This is a genomic window from Rhodococcus artemisiae (assembly GCF_036327795.1).
GTDB lineage: Bacteria > Actinomycetota > Actinomycetes > Mycobacteriales > Mycobacteriaceae > Rhodococcus > Rhodococcus artemisiae.
The window spans coordinates 189,423-208,693 of record NZ_JAUTXY010000001.1; the positions used below are offsets into that span (position 1 = coordinate 189,423).

The following is a 19,271-nucleotide window of genomic DNA, read 5'->3' on the forward strand; positions in this document are numbered from 1 at the left end:
CGGCTTACGCTGGTTGCATGGTCTACCGGCTGCTCGCCGACGCCACCGCGTTCGTCCATCTGCTGTTCGTGCTCTACGTCGCGTTCGGCGGGTTTCTCACGTGGCGGTGGCCACGCACGATTGTCACCCATGTGCTCGCCGTGGTGTGGGGCGCTGGATCAGTGATCGTGGGGTTCGACTGCCCGTTGACGTCGGCAGAGAACTGGGCCCGGGACAAGGCCGGTGACTCGGGGCTACCCCCGGGCGGATTCATCGATCATTACCTGACCGGTGTGATCTATCCCGAATCCGCACTCGGCTTGGTCCGCGCGGGTGTCGTGGTCTGTGTCGTGGTGTCGTGGTCGGTGCTGTGGGTGCGCCACGGACGCACGCGGGCGAGAAAGGGCGCACTAGGACTTACTCGACAGTAGGGTGGCGGCATGACTGCCTCACGCCATCTCGACGTCGTCGTCTACGGCGCTACCGGCTTCGTCGGCCGGCTCACCGCCGAGTACCTCGCACACCACCTGCCGTCCGGTCTGACGGTCGGTCTCGCCGGTCGTTCCCACGACAAACTCGAATCCGTGCGCGGGGCGCTTCCTCCCACCGCCGCCGAGTGGCCTTTGATCATCGCAAATGCGGACGATCCCGATTCCCTGGCCGCGATGGCATCCGAGACTCGCGTGGTGATCACCACGGTCGGCCCCTACGCCCGTTTCGGCCTGCCGCTGGTCCAGGCGTGCGCCGAGGCAGGTACCGACTACGTGGACCTGACCGGCGAGGTTTTGTTCCAGCGCGAGAGCATCGACCGGTTCGACGACATCGCACACCGCACCGGCGCCCGCATCGTGCACGCGTGCGGGTTCGATTCGGTTCCGTCCGATCTCGGTGTGCATGCCTTGCGGCGCGCCGCGGACGCCGACGGTGCCGGCGCACTGACCGACACCACGTACGTCCTGACGTCGATGCGCGGCGGTGTCAGCGGCGGCACGATCGATTCACTGCGCAACCAGCTCGATGTAGTGCGCGGCGATCGCACTGCACGGAAGATCGCGGCGAGTCCCTACTCGTTGTCACCCGACCGGGATCTGGAGCCCGATCACGGCCGGCAGAGTGATATCGCGCTGGTCGACGGCAAGGCGATCGCTCCGGAGGTCACCGGATGGAAGGCGCCGTTCGCGATGGCGTCGGTCAACACCCGGGTGGTACGGCGCAGCAGCGCCCTCACCGAGGGGACCTACGGGCCGCGGTTCCGGTATCGGGAGGTGATGAACGTCGGCTCGTCGGTGGCATCCCCTCTGATCGCCGGGGCAGTCGCAGCGGGGCTGGGTGCCCTCGTGGCGGGCCTGTCGTTCCGCCCGACCAGGTTCCTGCTCGACAAGGTGTTGCCCGCCCCCGGTGAGGGCCCGTCGGAGCAGACCCGCGAACGCGGGCATTTCACGGTCGATCTGTACACCACCACCGAGACCGGCGCCCGCTACACAGCGCGGTTCGCCGCGAAGGGCGATCCCGGATACAAGGCGACCGCGGTGATGCTGAGCGAATCCGCGCTGTCGTTGGCCGTCGGAGGTTCGGCGTTGCACGCCGGTGGCGGGGTGCTCACGCCCGCGGTGGCGTTCGGCGACGTGCTGACCGAACGGCTCCGAGCGGCGGGCTTCGAGATCTCGACGCGCCGCCTGCCCTGACTGCGCGCACCGGCGTGGATCCGACATCGGCGACGGGTTATGCTCGATCGGTCGCTCATCCAGCGACCGAAGTATCCGACGGAAGATGGGGCACCATGCACGCGACGAGCATCGAGACGGCTCCGGCCGCTCGGCTTGCGCTGATGGCGTTCTGGCCCACCCGTCGTGGCGCGTGCTTCGACTGCGAGTGTTGTTCCTGGATGTCCTTCTGAGCGGTGTCGCACCGCTCGTCGTGTTCGTCTAGGTCCCTTCCAGTCGCACGGAGCGATGCATGCTCAATCTCCTCGTCTTCACGTTGGTCGGTGCCGGTGCCCAGTTGGTCGATGGTGCACTCGGCATGGCGTTCGGTGTCACTGCCACCACCCTGCTGATCTTCAGCGGTGTCGGCGCAGCGCACGCGAGTGCCGCCGTCCACCTGGCCGAGGTCGGCACAACTCTGGTCTCCGGTGCTGCGCATTGGCGGTTCCGCAACATCGACTGGAAGGTCGTGTTGCGACTCGGTGTGCCCGGCGCGGTCGGCGCGTTCCTCGGTGCCACTGTCCTGTCCGGCCTGTCCACGGAGGCAGCCGTGCCGGTCACGGCGACGATCCTGCTGGTCATCGGTGTGTACGTAGCGTTGCGTTTCTCGGTGCGCCCGCCGGCCGTGGCCGATGCCCGTAGATCGCCGCACACCGCGAAGTTCCTCTCACCACTCGGATTCTTCGGTGGTTTCATCGACGCGAGCGGCGGCGGTGGCTGGGGTCCCATCACCACCAGCACACTGCTTTCGCGCGGAAAGACCGCGCCGCGCACGGTGATCGGCTCGGTCAGTGCCTCGGAATTCCTCGTCGCGGTCGCCGCTAGCATCGGCTTCCTGATCGGCCTGGGGCGCGAGTCGCTCGACAACCTGCTCATCGTCGCAGGATTGGCACTCGGCGGTGCGCTTGCCGCCCCGGTGGCCGCATGGCTGGTCTCCCGCGTTCCGGCGACACTGTTGGGGACCGCCGTCGGCGGCGTGATCGTCGTGACCAACCTGTACAAGTTGTTCGACACCTTCGAGGTGTCCAGCACCGTCGCGACACTGCTCTACGTGCTGCTCATCGCCGGCTGGATCACCCTGTTGGTCGTGTCGTGGAAGCGTTCGAAACTCACTTCGGTCGAGTCGTCGGGCGGCCTCGAGAATCTCGAGGCGCCGACCCCGACAGCGTTGCAGGAAGACCCGCAGGGCCAAAAAATCTAGCACGTACCCCGGCGGGACAAAACGCCCATACCAAGATCATTACGGCGCTTGGCACCCGATAGCATTCGCCGCGTGAATCGACTCCGCCTTGCAGCTCTGCCTGCCATCCTTGCCTGCGCTCTCACCCTCGGTGCCTGCTCGTCCGACGACGACACGTCGGCCTCCGAGAGCGGCAACGCCTCCGAGACTGCCGATGCCACATTCTCCGACGGAGATGTCAGCGTCGAGACGCTCGACGCCGACCTCCTCGCGAAGTTCTCGAGCTGCGACGACGTGGCCCCGGCCGTGGAACAGTACATCGAAGGACTCGACGCCGATCCGAACAACGGCTCGAGCGACTACGGCGTGTACTGCACCTGGTCGACGCCCGCCAGTGCCGCAAGCCTCGACGACATCCGCACGGTCGAGGTCATGATCGAGACCGGGAACGGCGCCGTGTCGGACACCTCGGTACTCGGCACCGCAGGTCTCGAAGTGCTCTCCGACAGCGCCGTCGAGTCGAAGGGGGGCGTCGCGTACACGATGAACATGGGCACCGACGCGGCCGGCATCACCGTCACCACCGTCGAGTTCCCGGACGTGCGTGTCTCGATCACGGGCGGGCAGTGGTCCGACTCCCCCAGTTTGGACGGACCGGCCGCCGTCGCTGCCGCCACCGAAATTCTGGGCCTCTGAACAACCGGTCCGAGACGACCCGGGCGCGATCACCGAGATGGTGAGCGCGCCCGTTCTCGTGTCGGGTCACTCGAGTGTGCTCGCCGCACTCCGATCGGCGTCCTCATCCCGGGCAGCCCGGTCCCGGGTCATCACCCCGTGGGTGATGAGTACCTGCGCCGCGATATAGGTGAGCATCACCCAGAAGCCCGACAGCGGCAGGGGGAAATCCGAGACGAACGCGCGCAGCGCGATCAGCGAATCGGAGACCACGAAGATCACCGCGCCGATCGCGACGGCGCGCCCGACGCCGGTGGCGAGGATCGCCATCGTGGCCAGGCACAACGCGTAGACCACGACGGGGATCAGCAGCACACCTGCGCCCGGAGCGCACACCGCCACGAGGGCGACGACGGCGACACCGAATACGACGAGTACCCACCGCCTGGTGTGCAGCACGCTCCCGGCCCGATACGGCAGAAACGCCGCGATGTACGTCACCTGCGCACACAGGAAGAATCCGACGAGCACCAGGAACGAGGTGTCACCGTCGAACAGATCGGGTGCCGTGTCGCCGAGCCAGGAGAAGGTCAACGCCACCAGCGTCAGCTCGACGAGCCGTGATCGGGGCGCGGTCGTGCCGAGTACGAGCGCGGTCGCCAGCACCGGCATGAGCAGCCATTGAGTGGCATCGACCAGCATGGTCTCGGGGTCGATCAGCTGGGCGATCAGATGCACCGCGGCGAGTACACCGAAACCGGCGAACGCGATCCGCGCACCGATGCCCTGGGTCACCGAGCGGGACCGTCGTTCTCGTCGCCGCCGACACCGTCGAAAGCATCGAGGATCTGCTGCGCACCGATGGCCGCGGTGAGCGACCCGTCGCGCACTCCGGCCTCGACGTCACCGCGGATCGCCTTGACGCGCGGATTGCCTTCGAGTCGCCGGAGCAGCTGGTCGTGCACCATCGTCCACGTCCAATCGACCTGTTGGCGACTGCGGTTCTCGTCGAACTGTCCGGCCTCGGTGAGCACCCTCTTGTGCTCGAGGACGGTGTCCCAGAACGTATCCAGCCCCAGGCCTTCGAGACCACTCATAGTGATCACCGGCGGCTTCCACAACGCGTCGTGCGGATGCACCATGCGCATCGCGCCGGACAGTTCGCGCGCAGCGACACGCGCGTCGCGCTCGTGGTTGCCGTCCGCCTTGTTCACCGCGACCAGATCGGCGAGCTCGAGTACACCCTTCTTGATGCCCTGCAACTGGTCGCCGGTGCGGGCGAGCGTAAGGAAGCAGAAGCAGTCCACCATGTTCGCGACGGTGACCTCCGACTGCCCGACACCGACGGTTTCGACCAGAATCACGTCGAACCCGGCCGCCTCGAGCAGCACCATCGTTTCGCGGGTCGCCTTGGCGACACCGCCGAGAGTGCCGGCGGTGGGCGACGGCCGGATGAAGGCGTCCTGTTCCCCGGACAACCGGGCCATCCGGGTCTTGTCGCCCAGGATCGAGCCACCGGTACGGGTCGACGACGGGTCGACGGCGAGCACCGCGACCCGATGTCCCTTACCGAGCAGGTACATACCGAGCGAGTCGATGAACGTCGACTTCCCGACCCCGGGGACGCCGGTGATACCGACCCTGATCGCACCGCCCGCGCGCGGGAGCAGGCGCAGCAGCAGCTGCTGCGCCTGCTCCCGATGGTCGTCGCGAGTCGATTCGATCAGGGTGATCGCCTTCGCGAGTCCGGCGCGCTCGTTGGCGAGTACGGATTCCGCGAGGGCATCGAGGTCGACCGGACGCCTGCGCGTCACGGTATTCCCGATCGAGGTGTCACTCATGTCAGCTCGCGAGGGAGTGTCCGAGCTGGTCGGCCAGCTTGGTGAGCAACCCGGCCGCAGCGTCGGCGATGACGGTGCCGGGCGGGAAGATCGCCGCAGCACCGGCTTCGTACAGCTCATCGAAGTCACCGGGCGGGATGACGCCGCCGACCACGATCATGATGTCCTCGCGGCCCACCTCTGCAAGCGCCTGCTTGAGCGCGGGCACCAACGTGAGGTGTCCCGCTGCCAACGACGACACGCCGATGACGTGCACGTCGTTGTCGGCCGCCTGCCGGGCGACCTCTTCGGGGGTCTGGAACAGCGGTCCGACGTCGACGTCGAATCCCAGGTCGGCGAACGCGGTGGAGATCACCTTCTGTCCGCGGTCGTGGCCGTCCTGGCCCATCTTCGCGACGAGGATACGGGGACGACGTCCCTCTTCCTCCGCGAACTTCTCGACGAGTGCGATGGTCGTGGAAATGTTGCTCGCCTCCCCAGCTTCGTCGCGGTAGACGCCGCTGATCGTGCGGATCTCGGCCTGGTGCCGACCGTAGACCTTCTCAAGAGCGTCGGAGATCTCCCCGACGGTGGCCTTCGCGCGGGCCGCGTCGATCGCGAGCGCCAGCAAGTTGTTCTCGATGCCGCCCTCGGTGGCTGCGGCAGCACGGGTCAACTCCCCGAGCGCAGCCTGAGTGGCCGCCTCGTCGCGGTCGCCACGCAGCTGCTCGAGCTTCGCGAGCTGCTCGGCGCGCACCTTGGAGTTCTCGACCTTGAGAACCTCGATGCTGTCGGGCTCGGCAGGCACGTACTTGTTGACACCGATCAGCGGCTGGCGGCCGGAGTCGATGCGTGCCTGGGTACGGGCAGCAGCTTCCTCGATACGCAACTTCGGGATGCCCTCGGAGATGGCCTGCGCCATACCGCCGGCCTCCTCGACCTCCGCGATGTGCGCGCGGGCCCGGTTGGCGAGTTCGTGGGTGAGCCACTCGACGTAGTGCGAGCCTCCCCACGGGTCGATGGGCCGGGTGGTACCGGACTCCTGCTGCAGCAGCAGCTGGGTGTTGCGCGCGATGCGGGCCGAGAAGTCGGTCGGCAGCGCGATCGCCTCGTCGAGTGCGTTGGTATGCAGCGACTGGGTGTGTCCCTGGGTCGCGGCCATCGCCTCGACGCAGGTGCGTCCGACGTTGTTGAACACGTCCTGTGCGGTGAGCGACCAGCCGGAGGTCTGCGAGTGGGTTCGCAGGGAGAGCGACTTCGCGTTCTTCGGATCGAACTTCTCGACGAGTTCGGCCCACAGGAGCCGGCCGGCGCGGAGCTTGGCGACCTCCATGAAGAAATTCATGCCGATGGCCCAGAAGAACGACAGGCGCGGTGCGAACTTGTCGATTTCCATGCCCGCGTCGAGACCGGCGCGGATGTACTCGACACCGTCGGCCAGGGTGTAGGCCAGCTCCAGGTCGGCCGTGGCTCCGGCCTCCTGGATGTGGTAGCCCGAGATGGAGATCGAGTTGAACTTCGGCATCTTGGTGCTGGTGTACGCAAAGATGTCGGAGATGATCCGCATCGAGGGCTTCGGCGGGTAAATGTAGGTGTTGCGGACCATGAACTCTTTCAGAATGTCGTTCTGAATGGTTCCGGCCAGCTGCTCGGGGGTGACACCCTGTTCTTCCGCAGCCACGACGTACAGCGCGAGGATCGGCAGCACCGCGCCGTTCATCGTCATCGACACCGACACCTTCGACAGGTCGATGCCGTCGAACAGCTGACGCATGTCGAGGATCGAGTCGATGGCGACACCGGCCATACCGACATCGCCTTGGACGCGCGGGTGGTCGGAGTCGTAGCCGCGGTGGGTCGCGAGGTCGAAGGCCACCGACAGGCCCTTCTGACCGGCAGCGAGGTTACGACGGTAGAAGGCGTTGGATTCGGCTGCCGTCGAGAAACCCGCGTATTGGCGGATGGTCCACGGCTGGTTGACGTACATCGTCGGGTACGGGCCCCGCACGAACGGCGCGATGCCCGGGTAGCTGCCGAGGGGGTAGCCTTCGGCGGCGATGGCGTCGCGGTCGGACTTGGTGTAGACGGGTTTGACGTCGATGCCCTCGGGGGTGTTCCACACGACGTCGTCGACGGTGTAGTTGTTCGCGGACGCAACGGAGTCGACGAGCGCGGCGGTCTGCTCCGCAGTGGGAGCAGCGGGTTCCGGGGAATCCGGATCTGTCAGCGGGACATCGGCGAAGCTGCCGATCTCGGGGTGGATGCTCACTTACGCTCCCAGGGTGTTCAGAAGATCGGTCAGTGCGGCGACCGCGTCGATACGCGCGGTGAGGTAACCGTCCGGGCGGTTGTCGCCCTGCGCGTCACCCACGGCCTTCTCAGGGCCGGCGAGCAGCACGGTGGTGATCCCTGCTGCGCGCAGCGCGGCGGTGGCGGTGCCGCTGTGCTCGCCGTAGCGGGCATCGGTGCCGCACAGCACGGCGACGGTGGCGCCGGAGTCGCGGACCGCGGCGGCAAGGGTGTCGTCGCTCGGATCCACCGGGCCGGGGTTGAATGCCTCGATGCCACCGGCCGCGAGCAAGTTGCTGGCGAAGGTGGTGCGCACGTTGTGCTCGGCGACAGGTCCGAGGGGCGCGAGCAGCACCGTGGGCCGGGAGCCATGCACAGCGAGGTAGACGTCCGAGCGGTCGCGCAGCGCCTCGAACGGTGCTGCGTAACGCGCCGCGAAGGCACCCGAGTCGGCGACACCGGCGGGCAAGGGGGCCTCGCCGAGGTTCGGGAACTCGTTGATGCCGGTGACGGAGGTCTTGCGGTGCGCGATGTCGGACTCGCGGCGGGCGCGGGTCGCGGCGATGCGCTCGGAGACCAGCCCGGCGTCGAGCGCCGCGCGGTAGCCGCCGGCCGCCTCGATCTGCTGGAAGAACTCCCACGACTTGACCGCGACCTGCGCTGTCAGGTCCTCGATGTACCAGGATCCGGCGCCCGGGTCGAGGACGCGGCCGAGATTGGATTCCTCGAGCAGGAGCAGGTTGGTGTTGCGGGCGATGCGTGCGGAGAACGCCTCGGACACGCCGACGGCACCGGCGGGGAGCGCGGCATCGAACGGCAGGACGGTGACGGCGTCGGCGCCGCCGACTCCGGCGCCGAACGCGGCGAGGGTGGTGCGGAGCATGTTCACCCACGGGTCGCGCTGGGCCATCATGGCAGCGGAGGTCACCGCGTGCTGCGGTGCGTTGCCGGCGTCGCTCGCTCCTGCAACCTGTGCGACACGCGCCCACAGCTGACGGGCTGCGCGGAACTTCGCGATGGTCTGGAACTGGTCGTCGGTGGCCGCGAACCGGAACTCGATCTGGCGGAGGGCCTGCTGCGCGGACAGCCCTGCGGCGACGAGCGCGCGGACATACTCGATGCCGGCGGCGATGGCCGCGCCGAGTTCCTCGGCGTCGGAGGCACCGGAGTTGTGGAAAGCGGTGCCGTCGACGGTGAATGCGCGAACGGTCTCGACGCGCTCTGCTGCCGCGGTGGCGAGGGCAACGGCGTCGTCGACCGTGATGTCGGCGCGGCCGGAGAAGGCGCTGGTCAGCGGTGCAGCGCCGAGCGTGATGCGCACTGCGGCACGGTCGGCGACATCGGTGCGTGCGTCGAGGAACGTGTAGAGGGCCTCGGTGGCGGCAGCGAGGTCGCTGCCTGCGTCGAGGCTGATGGGTGCGAGGTCGACGAGCACCTTGTCGAGCGCCGTGGACAGTCCGTCGACGGGCAGTGCCCCGTCTCCGACCTGCAGCCACAGTGCGCTGACGCCGTTCTCCAGGGAGTCGAGGATGCGCTCGCCCAGGTCCTTGGCGTCGGTTCCGTCGAAGCGGGCGCTGACGAGCCAGCCGGCGTTGACGTCGCGGGTGGACGAGCCGCCACGGGTGTACGGGAACTGCCCGGGCAGGGGTGCCTCCGGGCGTTCGTCGCGGCCGCTGTAGAGCGGGGCAACCGTCACGTCGTCGTACGTGGTGGTCTCGAGCAGGCGCTGCGGCTCCGGGCCGAGTTCTGCCGGATCGACGCGGCGCGACTTGGCGAGTACGCCCGCGACCGCTTGCTGCCACTGCGCGTATGCGCGCGCGGCGTCCTCGGCCTCTGCTGCTAATGACACGTGCGATTTCCTCCTACTGCGGGTGGGCAGGCTCTCGGGCGGCCGGGGTGGGCCGACGGGGCGTGGCGCCTCGCAAAACATTAAGCCGATGTCGTTGTGATGCTAGCCGCACACTCCGGTGAATAATCGTGGGGATCACCACAATTTCGCTAGCGATCGATAACCACGCGAAACGCGGTTGTGTGATCCTGCAGTCCGTATCTCGGCGTGCCAGGTGCGTGCAGACCACGGCAGGTAGGCTGAGCCTCCGTGATGAGGATTCTCAGGGACCGCAGGGTCATCGGCATCCTCGTACTTCTCGCAGTCTTGGCGGCGGCGGCGCTGCTGCTTCCCCATCCATCGATCGGGCAGATCCGGGAGTGGTCGGAATCGGTCGACGGCCCCCTGCTGGTCCTGATCTTCTTCGCCGTCCACTCCCTTGTGACGATCACCCCGGTTCCGCGCACGGTATTCACCCTCAGTGCCGGTGTGCTGTTCGGTCCCGTGGTCGGGATCGCGGTCACCGGCGCGGCGACCGCCGTCAGCGCGGTTCTCGCGTTCGTGCTGGTACGAGCGCTGGGACGAGGCGTTGTGGCGTCGTATCTGACGCATCCCGCGGCGAAGGCCGTCGATCTGCGCCTCGCACGACGCGGTTGGCTCGCGGTCGGATCGCTGCGGCTGATCGCCGCGGCACCGTTCTTCGTCGTGAACTGTTGTTGTGCTGTGTCGGCGGTGCGCCTGGCCCCCTACACGCTCGCGACCATCGTCGGGATCCTGCCGGGGACCGTTGCCGTGGTACTCCTAGGTGATGTTCTCACCGGGGAGTCGAGTCCTGCACTGATGGGGACGACGGCGATCTGTATTGCGCTCGGCGTCGGCGGGCTCCTCCTCGAGGCGCGTCTGCCTCAGCCTGCAGGGTCGGCACTCGATGCCGTCATCGATCCGAACGAGAATGAGACAAGCCTGAAGGCTTGATTTTTAACATTCAAGGCTCTATCCTTGATTCATGTATGTGCTGACAGTCGATCAACGCGGCAGCCGCCGCGACATCGACCGCGTCGCCGATCTGCTCGACGAACTCCGCGACGCTCCCCTGCTCCGCAAGTTCGAACGCACCGCCGGCGACGAAGTCCAGGCCGTGTCCGACGACTCCGGCACCGTCATCGATCTCGTATTGAATCTCCTCGACCGGGACAACTGGAGCATCGGCATCGGGATCGGTCCCGTCGAGACACCGCTGCCCGCCCAGACCCGCGCCGGTCGCGGTCCCGCATTCGAGCACGCCCGCATCGCCGTCGAGCGCGCCAAGAACGTGCCCGGCCGCATTGCTGCGGACGGCGCCGACACCGATTCCGCATCCGACGTCGATGCCGCTCTGACCATGCTCGCGACGATTGTGCTCCGCCGTACCGATCAGGGTGTCGAAGCCGTTGCGCTTGCCCGCGCCGGACGGTCCCAGGCCGAGATCGCCGCCGAACTCGGCATCAGCAAACAGGCCGTGTCCCAGCGGTTGCTCACCGCCGGGTGGCAGGCCGAGTTCGCGGGCCGAGCCCTCCTGCACCGACTCCTCGAAAGGGCCGACCGTTGACCGTCGCCTCCCTGGTGCTCCTCGCTGTCGCCGCCGTCGCGCCGGCACTGTCCCTGATTCCGCGTCTTCCGGTGTGGATCGGGGCGGCGGTCACCGCGATCGCACTCGGTATCGCGGCCCTGACCGCGGCCGCCACCGACCCCGCTCAGGGCTTCGCGCTCGGGGCGACGCTCACCCTCACCACCCTCGTCGCCATCACCGGCGGCGGCCCGGCCGTACTTGTCGCGTTCCGGATCGCCCGTCGGCAACCCGACGCGGGACCGACGCCGACACCCCCGCCGGGACCGCTGCGCGGTGGCCGGGTCATCGGCGTCCTCGAACGCGGCGCGGTCGCCGCATCGATCCTGGCCGGGTGGCCGGAAGGGATCGCCATCATCATGGCGGTCAAAGGCCTGGCCAGATACCCGGAACTGCGCGAACCGCAGGCATCCGAGCAATTCATCATCGGCACGTCCACGAGCGTGCTGTGGGCCGCCGCGGCGTGTGGGGTCGGCCACGCCCTGATCACCTGAGCGCCCATACCCGCAGCCCGGCTGGCATAATTGCGGCGCAACTGAATATGCCAAGGAACTGCGGCGGGAGAGTCCCGCGTCTGCGGGCGCCGAAGGAGCAACCACCCGGGAATCTCTCAGGCCCACAGACCGCCGCACGCAAGGCAACTCTGGAAAGCAGCCCTTCGGGGCTCACCGACGGTGTAGGCGAGTCCTGACGGATTCGTGAAAGCTCTCAGGTCCGATGACAGAGCGGGGAACCACTACCGCTGGTGCGTGATGCACCCTGTCCGGAGGAAGTTCCTTGTCGCTGACCGTCGGCGCGCCCACGCGCGTCCAGCCTGTTCCCGTTCCCGTCGCACCGTCGACCACTCCCCCGCTTTCGCGACCACATCCGAATCGACGGCTCGGCATCGCCGCCATCGTCATCTCCGCGACCACCATGGGCGCCGCAGGGCTGTTCGGTCGTATGGCCACCCCGCCCGGCGCAGCGCTCGGCGAGGCCCTGACGCTGGGTCGAATGCTCGTCGGAACCGTGGGAATGCTGCTCCTGACCGTCTTCTCCCGACGGCTCGGCGTCATCCGCCGCACGCGGTTGTCCCCGTCGATCGTCCTCGGCGGTGTGTTCCTCGGTCTGTCGCTGGCCACCTACCTGTCGTCCACCCTGCTCACCGACCTGTCGCGGGCGGTGGTTCTGCACTACCTCGGTCCGCTCATCGCAACGGTGCTGGCCAGGGTTCTTCTCAAAGAATCGATCACTCGCATGGACGCGTTGTCGCTGGTGACCGCGTTCGCCGGGATGCTGCTGGCCGCCGGACTGATCGGCGGTAGCGCGACGGCGGGGTCCGACCAGCAGACCCTGGGAACGGTGCTAGGCGTCGCATCGGGCATCTTCTACGGCTTGGCACTGCTCTGCTACCGGTACCGCTCCGACATGCCCGCCGACGTCCGTAGCTTCTGGAATTTCGCCTTCGGCGCCGTGGCCACCGCGGCGATGGTCGCGGTCACGCGCCCTGACGTGACGGGCATGACCGGCGCCAACTGGGCGTGGGCCGCCGGCTTCTTCGTCGTCTGCGGCCTGCTCGCCCTGGGCCTGCTCGTCATCGCAGGCAAGCACCTACGGGCGGCCGAACTATCGGGTCTGTCGTATCTCGAGGTGGTGGTCGCGCTGATCTTCGGCGCCCTCGCGTTCGGCGAATCCATCTCGCTGGTCGCCGCCCTCGGAGCGGGAATGATCATCGCAGCGATGACGCTGCCCCTCGTCGCCGGTCGCCGGCGCCGCACCATGGCCCCCGCCACACAGATCGCACCCGCGGTATGACAGCGTCGCGGCCCGCACATCGGAGGTGCGGGCCGCGACGATTACGAGCGGAAAGCGTTATTGCTGGGGCGGATATTGCTGCTGGGGATCCGCCTGCTCCGGTTCACCGGTGGGCATCCACCCGGCCTGCGGGGGCTGCGACTGCGGCAGCGCCTGAGGCGGCGTTCCCGCGGCCCCGCCCGCCTGATGTCGCGGCGTCGGCACGGGCACATCGGGATCGACCGGCTTGCGGGCCACGGCCTCGGCTTCGGCGACAGCCTGCGCCACCGCGGGGTCGCTCTTGGTGGTGAACCAGTCCTCGACCTCCTCCGAGTCGTCCTCGGGCCGCTGCAGATCCTCTTCGACCGGACTCGGCTCGAACCGGAACACACCGTCATCGCCCGGCGCACCGAGATTCCTCGCGAAGCCCTTGAGGGCATCCCCGAAATCGCTGGGCAGCAGCCACACCTTGTTCGCGTCGCCCTGCGCCATCTGAGGCAACGTCTGAAGGTACTGGTAGGCAAGCAATTCCGGCGTCGGCTTACCTGACTTGATCGCCGCGAACACCTTCTCGATCGCCTTCGCTTCGCCCTGCGCCTCGAGGTAGCTCGCGGCACGGTCGCCCTGCGCGCGCAGGATCCGCGACTGCCGTTCCGCTTCTGCTTCCAGGATCGCAGCCTGCTTCGCACCCTCTGCGGAGAGGATCCGGGACTGCTTGTCGCCTTCGGCGGTCTTGATCGCGGCTTCACGATGGCCCTCGGCAGTGAGGATCACCGCGCGCTTCTCACGGTCCGCCTTCATCTGCTTTTCCATCGACTCCTGAATCGACGGCGGCGGATCGATGCTCTTGAGTTCGACTCGGGCCACCCGCAAACCCCACCGGCCGGTGGCCTCGTCCAGGACCCCGCGAAGCTGTCCGTTGATCGAATCACGCGACGTCAGGGTCTCTTCGAGCGTCATACCGCCGACCACGTTGCGCAGGGTCGTCACGGTCAGCTGTTCGACAGCAGCGATGTAGTTGCTGATCTCGTAGACCGCGGCCTGCGGATTGGTGACCTGGAAGTACACCACTGTGTCGATACTCAACGTCAGGTTGTCCTGGGTGATCACCGGCTGCGGCGGAAACGACACGACACGCTCACGCAGATCCACCTTGTCGCGGATCCGATCCACGAACGGCACCAGGAAGGTCAACTGTCCCGACGCCGTCCGGTAGTACCGGCCTAGTCGTTCGATCACGGCGGCCTCGGCCTGCGGCACCAACGCCACCGACCTGATCACCACGATCACAACAAGTGCCACCAATACGGCGAGCACTATCAATGCTTCCATCTACGGACCCCTCCACACGACGGCGGTTGCGCCGTCGATCTCCATCACGGTCACGGTTGTTCCGGCTTCGTACGATTCGGTCTCGTCCAGCGGTCGCGCTGTCCAGACGTCACCGTCGATCTTGACCTGACCCGAATGCGCATCGACCGACTCGAGCACCAGCGCGTGCTTGCCCGGCAGCGCATCGATTCCCGTGGTCAGGGCAGGTGGTTGTGCGTAGCGACGCCGCAACGGCGGACGCACCCCCAACAGCAGAACCAGCGACGCAATCGCGAATACCAGGGCGTCGAACCACACAGGCAGATCGGTGACGGCCGCGACACCGGCAGTGGCCAGCGCTGCCCCGCCCAACATCAGCAGGACGAAATCGCCGGTCAATGCCTCGCCGGCCGCCAAGGCGACACCGGCGATGAGCCAAATCAATGCCGTCACATGCCCATCCTGACACAATCCGGACATCCGGCGCAGATTCGCAGATCAGCGGTCCGACCGATGCGCTCGTCAGGGGTTCTCGGTTTCGGTGACGAAATCCACCAATCGTTCCACCGCGCCGAGCAGCGGTGATTCGAGGTCCCGGAATCCCGACACGGCACCGTAGACGCGGCGCCATCCGTCCTGCGGCGAGCCCCAGCCCAACTCGCGGCACACCCCGGTCTTCCAGTCCTGACCTCGTGGGATCTTCGGCCACGCATCGATCCCCAATACGGCCGGCCGAACGGCTTCCCAGACGTCGATGTAGGGATGCCCGGTGACCATCACGTAGGGGCCCAGATTCTGGGTGAGCCTTTCCTCCTTCGACCCGGCGACCAGGTGATCGGCCAGCACCCCGACGCGACGCCCGGGGCCCGGCCGGAATTCGGCGAGCCGCGCTCCGAGATTGTCGAGGCCCTCGAGTTGCTCGACGACCACACCCTCGACGCGCAGGTCGTGGCCCCACACCCGCTCGACGAGTGCCGCATCGTGCACGCCCTCCACCCAGATGCGGCTACCGCGCGCCACCCGGGCACGGAGGCCCTCGACCCGGACCGACCCCGACGCCGACCGGGTCGGTGTCGCTGCGGCGCGTGACTTCGGACGCGTCAACGTCACCGGAACACCGTCGACGAGGAACGCCGCCGGGCGCATCGCGAAGAGACGTGTTCGCCCCCCTGCGTCCTCGAGCCGGACGAAGTCACCGTCGTAGGTGCGTTCGAACCCGATCACCGCCCCACACCATCCGGACGCAGCGTCTTCGACCACCAGGTCTCTTTCGGCTTCGAGTTCCGGGATGGGCTTCTTCTTCGTGCGGCCGTGCCCGGCATAGATGTCGGCACCGTACATATCTCGTGGGCTCACGCCCGACCACGTTAGAACAGAGCGTCGAGGGCCCGATGGCGCCACGCCGAACGCCGCGACATGGACCGGACGCTGTCGGCGGATCGCTCTATGCTCGTCCGGTGAGTTCTCCCAGTCTGACCGTGGCCGTGTGGACGGGTTCGTGGCTGTCCGGCCACGCTGCCGCCGACGATGTGATCGACGCCCTGCTCGAGTGGGCCCCGATGCATCTGGTCGCCGCTCACGACGAGGACGCCGCGGCAGCCGCAGGGTTGCGCGGAACCCGACCGGTGGACGGTGCGGCGGGGTTGCTCACGGCGATCCGCCGGGCCGACCCTGCCGGTGGTGCGGGCCTCCGGTTGGTGCTCCCGGCGGCCGGTGATGTGCACGGACTGCCCGTGGGCACCGAATTCGCGACTGCGGCACTCGCTGCCGGTGAGGGCGTGCTGGCAGGCGCACCCGGCACGCAAGGCCTCGGGCTCGTTCCGACCGTGGAAGGTCCGGATGTCTTGCACTGGAAGGTGTTCGCGCTTCCTATGCTCCCCGAGCCGCCCACACCGCCCGGTCTCGGCGAGGCCGAGTTCACGATGAAGGAAGCGGTACGCGACGCCGCGGCGACCTTGACGAAAATCCAGACCGTGGACACCAACGGCCGACACGCCGATCCTCGAGCCGCGATCGCTGAGCAGATCGCCGAGTATGCGCGGCACCGGTATCCGGGGGTTCTGCCGCCACGGGCGGTACGCATTCTCGAATCCGCCGACCAGGTCGCGGCAATCCTGACTGTCGCGTCCGCAGGCGAGGGCCTACAGGCGGGTTCGGCGTCCGCGGCCGCCGCCCGCGAGGACGCACTGCGTCCCTTGTGGTCGGCGGTACGACTTGCCCGTCTCGGAGCAGTGGCAGCAACGCTCGGCGCGCTGGACCGCCACCGGTAGCCGCCCGCCACGCGGATCGTCGCAGGACAGCCGGAAGTTCACCTTCGGGACGCCTCGGCTTCGCGTGCACGGTGCCTTCGGGCAACACCGATCGCAGATCATTCCCGTCGCTATGACACCTAAATTGCGAAACCTCCGTTCTGCACTGAGCCGCGTCTCCGGTCTCGCTGTCGCTGCCGCCCTGACTGTTGCGCTGGCGGCCTGTTCCGAGCCCGCCACTCCGGACGAATCCACCGACGCGACGACCGACGCTGCGGCATCCACCTCGCTGACGGTCTACACCTCGGAGCCGCAGGCGAAGATCGACGAACTGGTCGCCGCGTTCAACGAGCAGAATCCCGACATCGACGTCGAGGTGTTCCGCGCCGGTACCGGTGACCTGACCGCACGGATCGAAGCCGAGCGCACCACGGGCGCGATCGCGGCGGATGTGCTGCTCGCCGCCGACGCCCCGACCTTCGAGAGCTACAAGTCCGACGGACTGCTACAGCAGTACACGCCGACAGGCGCCGATGCACTCGATCCCGATGTCGTGGATCCGGAGGGGTTCTATGTCGGCACCCGCATCATCCCCACCGTGATCGCCTACAACACCGGCGCGGTGGATGCGCCACCCATGTCGTGGCAGGACCTGACGGATCCGCAGTATCTGGGCAGGATCACCATGCCGAATCCGGATGTGTCCGGAGCCGCCGCCTACAACGCCGCGGTGTGGTTGAACACCCCTGAGCTCGGTGAGGCGTGGCTCGAGGGCCTCGCGGCCAACGAGCCGGTGATCGCCGAGAGCAACGGCCCGGTCGGACAGGCCGTCGCGGCCGGCACACAGCCCGTCGGCATCGTCGTCGACTACCTGGTCCGTGAGCTCGCAGCGAAGGGGTCGCCGATCGCGTTGAGCTACCCCACCGACGGTGTGCCGTACGTGTCTCAACCGGCGGGCATCTTCGCCGATTCCGACAGCACCGAGGCCGCGCAGAAGTTCGTCGACTTCCTCGTGAGCCGCGAAGGTCAGGAACTTGCGGTCGAGCAGTCGTATCTGCCGGTGCGCGACGACGTCGGTACACCCGACGGTGCCCCGGCCATGTCGGAACTGGCATTGCTGACCCCAGACCTGCAGGTGATCACCGATTCGCAGGACGAGGCGGTTGTCACGTTCAACGAACTTGTCGGCTGAGGTCCACGCTGTCGCCGCTGGGATGCAGTCCCGGCGGCGTAGGCGTGTCCGCGGCAGCGTGGACGCCGTCACCCTGGTGCGTGTAGCGCTGTGGGTGTTCGTCGCCGCTCTGATCATTGCGCCGCTGGCCACGGTTGTCTCGCTCGGCGCAAGCGGTCGCCACGTGCAACGTCTTATCGACGACGACATCGCGACCGCGGCAATCAACAGTGTCGTGTCGGCCGGCCTGTCGGCGGTGTTCGCGGTGTTCCTCGGCACGGCGATGGCGTTGCTTCTCGATCGCACCGATCTTCCCGGACGCGCAGCCCTACGGTTGATCCTTCTGTCACCCTTGCTGATTCCTCCGTTCGTCGGGGCGATCGCATGGACCGGTCTGCTCGGGCCGAGCGGCATGATCAACCGGTTCTGGACCGAACGATTCGGGGATGTGCTGTGGAACATCTACGGCGGCGACGGTGTGGTCTTCCTGCTGACGGTGCATTCGTATCCGATGGCGTACCTGATCATCGCGGCGGCATTGCGGAAGGTGCCCGGCGATCTCGAGCAGGTGGCGCGGATCGGCGGGGCCGGTCCGTGGCGTGCGATGCGGACTGTCACTGTGCCGCTCCTGCGCCCCGCCCTGCTGGCCGCGTTCACTCTCACCGCAGTGTCGAATCTCGCGGACTTCGGAATCCCCGCCCTGGTCGGGTTGCCGCAGCGATACGTGACCTTGTCGACGATGGTCTACCGCTATATCCAGTCCGGCACGGCCGATCGTCCGCTCGAGGTGGTTTCCACGATCGGTGTCGCGTTGCTGCTTCTCGCGGTCGCGGCGGTGTTCGCCGATCGTCGACTCGCCCGCCGCGGCCGGCAGCTCGACGGCCCGGTGACAGCGCCCCAACCGATCTCGTTGGACACCAGGCGTATTCCGGTTGGGATCCTCGCATGGATACTCGGTCTCGGTTCGACGGTCCTGCCGATCCTCGCACTGGCAACCCAGGCGCTGCTGCCGGCACCCGGTGTGCCGTTGACATGGGAGAATCTCACCCTCGACAGCATCGCCGGAGCGTTGACGGCGCCCGGCACCCTGGTCGGCATCCAGAATTCGGTGCTCCTCGCTACCGGGGCAGCTGCGGTCTGTACGGTGGTCGGCCTCATACTCGGTGTCCTGACCACCCGCACACAATCCAGGGACAACGCCGGACTCGACCTGATGGCGATGTTGCCGCAGGCGATCCCCGGTCTGGTGATCGCGGTGGGCTGGCTCATCGTCGGCCGTTACACCGGCCTGTTCGACACCCGCTGGGTGATCCTGTGCGCATATGTCACCGCGTTCCTGGCGATTGTGGTGCAGTCGGTGCGGGCGCCGTTGTCGTCGACTCCCCTGGCGCTCGAGGAGGCCGCGCGATCGTCGGGTGCATCGCGACTGCGAGCTTTGCGTGACGTGCCGTGGGCGATGACCGTCCCGGCAGCGATGACCGGCGGACTCCTCGTCGCGCTGACCGCGGTGCGTGAGCTGACGATGTCGGTGCTGCTCGTCTCTCCGGGAACACAGACCCTCGGCGTATCTATCTTCAACCTGCAACAGGCCGGTGACTACAACGCTGCATCGGCGCTGTCACTGGTCGTCGCGCTCGTGGGTACCGCGGGGCTCGGTCTGCTCGCCGGTGCGCGCGGCGGGCGTTGA

18 protein-coding genes and 1 riboswitch are annotated in these 19,271 nt (G+C 67.5%); of the genes, 11 read left to right on the top strand and 7 right to left on the bottom strand.

Annotation, left to right across the window (positions count from 1 at the left end; genetic code table 11):
- Positions 1-17: 17 nt before the first annotated feature.
- The 4 genes from Q7514_RS00975 to Q7514_RS00990 all read left to right on the top strand — a co-directional run bounded on the left by Q7514_RS00975 (position 18) and on the right by Q7514_RS00990 (position 3,558).
- Complete coding sequence (locus tag Q7514_RS00975) at positions 18-410, top strand: DUF2784 domain-containing protein (RefSeq protein ID WP_330131407.1); 393 nt, start codon at positions 18-20, stop codon at positions 408-410.
- Between the two features lie 9 nt (positions 411-419).
- The gene (locus Q7514_RS00980) at positions 420-1,664 is read left to right on the top strand and encodes a saccharopine dehydrogenase family protein (RefSeq protein WP_330131408.1); all 1,245 of its coding nucleotides are present in this window, start codon (positions 420-422) and stop codon (positions 1,662-1,664) included.
- 271 nt (positions 1,665-1,935) lie between these two features.
- Positions 1,936-2,883 carry a sulfite exporter TauE/SafE family protein gene (locus Q7514_RS00985; protein WP_330131409.1) on the top strand — a complete coding sequence of 316 codons (948 nt, stop codon included), beginning with the start codon at positions 1,936-1,938 and terminating at the stop codon, positions 2,881-2,883.
- 72 nt (positions 2,884-2,955) lie between these two features.
- A complete protein-coding gene (locus Q7514_RS00990; RefSeq protein WP_330131410.1) occupies positions 2,956-3,558 on the top strand; it encodes a hypothetical protein in 603 nt (200 codons plus the stop codon).
- A 66-nt stretch (positions 3,559-3,624) separates the two neighbouring features.
- Here Q7514_RS00990 and Q7514_RS00995 read toward each other — a convergent pair whose 3' ends face one another.
- The 4 genes from Q7514_RS00995 to mutA are packed head-to-tail and all read right to left on the bottom strand — an operon-like array spanning position 3,625 to position 9,495.
- Entirely contained in the window at positions 3,625-4,332 is a 708-nt protein-coding gene (locus Q7514_RS00995) for a lysoplasmalogenase (RefSeq protein ID WP_330131411.1), read from the bottom strand.
- Positions 4,329-5,378, bottom strand: a complete 1,050-nt coding sequence (gene meaB / locus Q7514_RS01000) for a methylmalonyl Co-A mutase-associated GTPase MeaB (protein WP_330131412.1) — start codon at positions 5,376-5,378, stop codon at positions 4,329-4,331. The genes Q7514_RS00995 and meaB overlap by 4 nt, the downstream gene beginning before the upstream one ends.
- A 1-nt stretch (position 5,379) precedes the next feature.
- Positions 5,380-7,626: a methylmalonyl-CoA mutase gene (scpA, locus tag Q7514_RS01005; RefSeq protein WP_330131413.1), complete on the bottom strand. Its 2,247-nt coding sequence runs from the start codon at positions 7,624-7,626 to the stop codon at positions 5,380-5,382.
- Positions 7,627-9,495 carry a methylmalonyl-CoA mutase small subunit gene (mutA, locus tag Q7514_RS01010; RefSeq protein WP_330131414.1) on the bottom strand — a complete coding sequence of 623 codons (1,869 nt, stop codon included), beginning with the start codon at positions 9,493-9,495 and terminating at the stop codon, positions 7,627-7,629.
- A gap of 252 nt (positions 9,496-9,747) precedes the next feature.
- Here mutA and Q7514_RS01015 point away from each other — a divergent pair, with 252 nt between their 5' ends.
- The 4 genes from Q7514_RS01015 (at position 9,748) to Q7514_RS01030 (ending at position 12,874) form a co-directional block, all read left to right on the top strand.
- Positions 9,748-10,449 (top strand): TVP38/TMEM64 family protein, encoded by a 702-nt coding sequence (locus Q7514_RS01015; protein ID WP_330131415.1) that lies wholly within the window; start codon positions 9,748-9,750, stop codon positions 10,447-10,449.
- A gap of 31 nt (positions 10,450-10,480) precedes the next feature.
- Positions 10,481-11,062: a hypothetical protein gene (locus Q7514_RS01020; protein ID WP_330131416.1), complete on the top strand. Its 582-nt coding sequence runs from the start codon at positions 10,481-10,483 to the stop codon at positions 11,060-11,062.
- A complete protein-coding gene (locus tag Q7514_RS01025) occupies positions 11,059-11,574 on the top strand; it encodes a hypothetical protein (RefSeq protein ID WP_330131417.1) in 516 nt (171 codons plus the stop codon). The genes Q7514_RS01020 and Q7514_RS01025 overlap by 4 nt, the downstream gene beginning before the upstream one ends.
- A 54-nt stretch (positions 11,575-11,628) precedes the next feature.
- Positions 11,629-11,716, top strand: a riboswitch (glycine riboswitch).
- A gap of 141 nt (positions 11,717-11,857) precedes the next feature.
- Complete coding sequence (locus Q7514_RS01030; protein ID WP_330131418.1) at positions 11,858-12,874, top strand: DMT family transporter; 1,017 nt, start codon at positions 11,858-11,860, stop codon at positions 12,872-12,874.
- A gap of 57 nt (positions 12,875-12,931) precedes the next feature.
- Here the strand turns inward: Q7514_RS01030 and Q7514_RS01035 are convergent, their stop codons facing one another.
- From Q7514_RS01035 to Q7514_RS01045, 3 genes are all read right to left on the bottom strand, one after another.
- A complete protein-coding gene (locus Q7514_RS01035) occupies positions 12,932-14,185 on the bottom strand; it encodes an SPFH domain-containing protein (RefSeq protein WP_330131419.1) in 1,254 nt (417 codons plus the stop codon).
- A complete protein-coding gene (locus Q7514_RS01040; RefSeq protein ID WP_132469968.1) occupies positions 14,186-14,617 on the bottom strand; it encodes an NfeD family protein in 432 nt (143 codons plus the stop codon).
- 69 nt (positions 14,618-14,686) lie between these two features.
- Positions 14,687-15,505 carry a DUF3097 domain-containing protein gene (locus Q7514_RS01045; protein WP_408016027.1) on the bottom strand — a complete coding sequence of 273 codons (819 nt, stop codon included), beginning with the start codon at positions 15,503-15,505 and terminating at the stop codon, positions 14,687-14,689.
- Positions 15,506-15,621: 116 nt separating this feature from the next.
- Here Q7514_RS01045 and Q7514_RS01050 point away from each other — a divergent pair, with 116 nt between their 5' ends.
- The 3 genes from Q7514_RS01050 to Q7514_RS01060 all read left to right on the top strand — a co-directional run bounded on the left by Q7514_RS01050 (position 15,622) and on the right by Q7514_RS01060 (position 19,271).
- A complete protein-coding gene (locus Q7514_RS01050; RefSeq protein ID WP_330131421.1) occupies positions 15,622-16,434 on the top strand; it encodes a hypothetical protein in 813 nt (270 codons plus the stop codon).
- A gap of 112 nt (positions 16,435-16,546) precedes the next feature.
- The gene (locus Q7514_RS01055) at positions 16,547-17,605 is read left to right on the top strand and encodes an ABC transporter substrate-binding protein (RefSeq protein ID WP_330131422.1); all 1,059 of its coding nucleotides are present in this window, start codon (positions 16,547-16,549) and stop codon (positions 17,603-17,605) included.
- A gap of 22 nt (positions 17,606-17,627) precedes the next feature.
- Complete coding sequence (locus tag Q7514_RS01060) at positions 17,628-19,271, top strand: ABC transporter permease (RefSeq protein ID WP_330131972.1); 1,644 nt, start codon at positions 17,628-17,630, stop codon at positions 19,269-19,271.